The 3,485-nt window shown below is 70.2% G+C and carries 4 protein-coding genes; 2 read left to right on the top strand and 2 right to left on the bottom strand.

Features of this window, described 5'->3' with window-relative positions:
• On the bottom strand, positions 1 to 350 hold a 350-nt coding region (locus FRW57_RS19070; protein ID WP_152186771.1), incomplete at its 3' end, for a GNAT family N-acetyltransferase.
• A gap of 135 nt (positions 351 to 485) precedes the next feature.
• On the opposite strand from FRW57_RS19070, the gene FRW57_RS19075 reads away from it, so the two are divergent.
• Positions 486 to 2,369 carry a bifunctional metallophosphatase/5'-nucleotidase gene (locus FRW57_RS19075; RefSeq protein WP_238999491.1) on the top strand — a complete coding sequence of 628 codons (1,884 nt, stop codon included), beginning with the start codon at positions 486 to 488 and terminating at the stop codon, positions 2,367 to 2,369.
• A 95-nt stretch (positions 2,370 to 2,464) separates the two neighbouring features.
• On the opposite strand, the gene FRW57_RS19080 is transcribed toward FRW57_RS19075, so the two are convergent.
• Positions 2,465 to 3,169, bottom strand: coding sequence for a winged helix-turn-helix transcriptional regulator (locus FRW57_RS19080; RefSeq protein WP_137121730.1), 705 nt, complete (start codon positions 3,167 to 3,169; stop codon positions 2,465 to 2,467).
• A gap of 107 nt (positions 3,170 to 3,276) precedes the next feature.
• On the opposite strand from FRW57_RS19080, the gene FRW57_RS19085 reads away from it, so the two are divergent.
• A partial coding sequence (locus FRW57_RS19085; protein ID WP_152186772.1) for a MoaD/ThiS family protein occupies positions 3,277 to 3,485 on the top strand: 209 nt, incomplete at its 3' end.

Below are 3,485 nucleotides of genomic sequence, written 5' to 3' on the forward strand. Positions count from 1 at the left end.
CCGTCGCCGTGGGCCCAGACGCGGACCCGTGGGGCCGCCTCGAGCAGCGACTCCACCAGCGCCGTCCCGTGGCCGCGCCGGCGGTGCTCCGGGTGTACCAGCAGCTCGGCCGAGCCGCCCTCCTCGTCGCCCACCAGCTGGGCGTAGGCAACGAGCACCTCCGGTGCCCGCTCGTCATACCCGAGCAGGTGTCGCACGCCCTCGGTGGCGGAGCCGTGGTCGAGGACCCGCCGCAGGACGAGGAGGGTCTGCTCGGACAGCGCCGGCTGCGGTCCGGTGTCGGACACCGCGAGTGCGAGCACCGCCCGGGCCTGGTCCGGCGTGAGGGTCTCCTGGGGATCGGCGCGCATGGACGTATTCCACCACGCAGGTGACGATCGTGCCCCGATCCGGCCGAGCCCCTTCCCAACGGCGTCGGGGATGGCTAGGTTCTGGGACTCCCCGGACCCACCACCCTTGGGCCCCCGACCTCCCTGGAGCACACGTTGACCCCACGAAGGATCTCGCGACGCCGCACGATCGGCGTCCTTGCGGTGACAGCCGCGACCGCCACCTCGATGGTGGCCGCGGCCGGCATGTCACTGGCGCAGCCCGCCGCGACGGCGAACCCGGCCGGCCACGGCAAGGCCCACAGCCCGACGATGGACATCCAGCTGCTGTCGTTCAACGACTTCCACGGCAACCTCGAGGCCCCCAGCGGGTCGAGCGGCCGAATCACCACGGGTCACGAGCTGGATCCGGCCACCAGTTTGCCCAAAGACGTCACGGTCGACGCGGGCGGCGTCGAGTACCTCGCCACCCACCTGCGTGATGCGCGCAAGGGCCACCCCAACTCGCTGACCGTGGCGGCTGGCGACATCGTCGGTGCGTCCCCGCTGCTGTCGGCGGCGTTCCACGACGAGCCGAGCATCGAGGCGATGAACAAGCTCGGCCTCGACGTCACCTCGGTGGGCAACCACGAGTTCGACGAGGGCTACCAGGAGCTGCAGCGCCTGCAGAACGGCGGCTGCGTCGACGACGGTGACGGCGAGAACAACCAGAACTCTTGTGCCGCAGGCCAGTTCGAGGGGGCAAACTTCGACATCCTCGCGGCCAACGTCAAGGTGAAGGCGACCGGCAAGACGATCCTCGCGCCGTATGCGATCAAGAACGTCAGGGGCGCCAAGATCGGGTTCATCGGGATGACCCTCAAGGACACTCCCAACATCGTCACCAAGTCCGGCGTCGAGGGGCTGGAGTTCACCGACGAGGTCGAGACCGCCAACGCGCTCGTGCCGGTGCTGGAGGAGCAGGGCGTCAAGGCCATCGTCGTGCTGGTCCACCAGGGTGGCGTGCCGGACGTCGAGAAGTGGACCGGCCCGGACGGCAAGACGTATGACGTCAACTCGACCTACGACTACACGTGCGGCAAGGGCGGCAACCTGACTTCCGACTCGCCCATCCTGCCGATCGCCGCCGGCCTCTCGCCCCAGATCGACATGGTCATCTCCGGGCACACGCACCAGCCCTACGTCTGCAACGTCCCGGACCCGGCCGGCAACGACCGCCTCGTGACGTCGGCGTCCTCGTTCGGGCGGCTCTACACCGAGACCACTCTCGAGTACGACCGACGCACGAGCGACATCGTGCGTAGCTCGGTCGACGGCAGCAACATGGTCGTGACCCGCGACGTGCCCCGCGCCGCCGACCTGACCCGGCTCATCAACACCTACAAGGAGCTGGTCGCACCGATCGCGGGCAAGGAGCTCGGCTCGATCACCACGGACGTCACCCGCACCGCGAACGACGCCGGTGAGTCGCAGCTCGGCGACCTGATCGCCGACGCGCAGGTCAACGACCCGTCGGTGGTGACGAACGGCAAGACCCCCGTGGTCGCCTTCATGAACCCCGGCGGCATCAGGGCCGACCTGACGTATGCACCTACCGGTCAGGAGGCGCCCGGCGTGGTCACCTACGCGGAGGCGTTCACGGTGCAGCCGTTCAACAACTACCTCGTGTCGATGGACCTGACCGGTGCCGACATCTACGACCTGCTCGAGCAGCAGTGGACCGGCAAGAACAGCGCCAGCTCGCCCAAGGTGCTGCAGGTCTCGAAGGGCTTCACCTACAGCTGGACCGGTGACAGCTCGAGCCGCACGGTCGTGCCGGGAAGCGTGATGATCAACGGTGAGGTCGTTGCCGACGACGCGAACCAGACCTACCGGATCGTCACCAACAACTTCCTCTCGGACGGTGGCGACGGCTTCTCGGCGTTCATCAACGGCGCGGACAAGTACTTCGGCGGACTCGACATCGACGGTTTCGCCGCGTACCTGCCGGGCGTCTCGCCGTACACCCCGGCGCCGCTGGACCGCATCACCAAGCAGTAGGCGTCACAGCGCGATCGCCAGCGGCGGCGAGCAGGCCCGAGAGGGGTCCGCTCGCCGCCGTCGGCGTGCTGGACCTGGCACCGGCCGGCGGCTGCTCAGGAGGGGGCGGAGACGTCCGAGCGCTCGCGCTGGTCGCCGGGCACGAAGCGGTAGCCGACGTTGCGCACCGTGCCGATGAGGGCCTCGTGCTCGGGCCCGAGCTTGGCCCGGAGGCGGCGGACGTGCACGTCAACGGTGCGGGTCCCGCCGAGGTAGTCGTAGCCCCAGACCTCCTGCAGCAGCTGGTCGCGGCTGAAGACCCGCCCCGGGTGCTGGGCGAGGTACTTGAGCAGCTCGAACTCCTTGTAGGTCAGGTCCAGGGAGTTACCTCGCAGCCGGACGGCATACGCCGCCTCGTCGATGACCAGGTCTCCGGCAGTGATCGGGGCACCTTCCTCGTCCGCCGCGACGAGGGTGCGCGTCGTCGCCAGCCGGAGCCGGGCCTCGACCTCGGCCGGGCCGGCGGTGTCGACGACGACGTCGTCCACCTGCCACTCGGCGGTCAACGCCGCGAATCCGCCCTCGGACAGGATCACGAGCACCGGTGCGGTGACTCCGGTGGTGCGCAGCAGTTGGCACAGCGATCGCGCCGCACCGAGTGCCCGGCGGCCGTCGACCAGGACGACGTCGGCCTCGGGGGCGTCGACGAGCGCGGCCGGCTCCGGAGACAGCGTGCGCACCTCGTGACCGAGCAGGTCCAGCGCCGGCAGCACCTCCGTGCTGGCCGCAGGCGGCTGGGTGAGCAGCAGGAGTCTGGCCACAGCAGGCAGGATAGTGGGGGAGGGCCCGGTCCGGCCGGACCCTTCCGGCACCCGAGACCACGGGCGCCCACGGCCAGGATCCCATCGGGAAGGCAGGACGAGCGCGTATGACGACCGCGGACGACCGCACCGAGTCCACGAGGGCGCGGATCACCGTGCGCTACTGGGCGGCCGCACGCGCCGCCGCCGGGCTCGATACCGAGGAGCACTCGGGCGACACGGTGGGAGACGTGCTGGCGGCAGCGGTGGGCGCGCACCCCGCGCTCGAGCCGGTCGTGCAGGTGGCCTCGGTGCTGCTGGACGGCCGCCCGGCGGC

It is taken from the genome of Segeticoccus rhizosphaerae (genome assembly GCF_009192725.1).
GTDB lineage: Bacteria > Actinomycetota > Actinomycetes > Actinomycetales > Dermatophilaceae > Segeticoccus > Segeticoccus rhizosphaerae.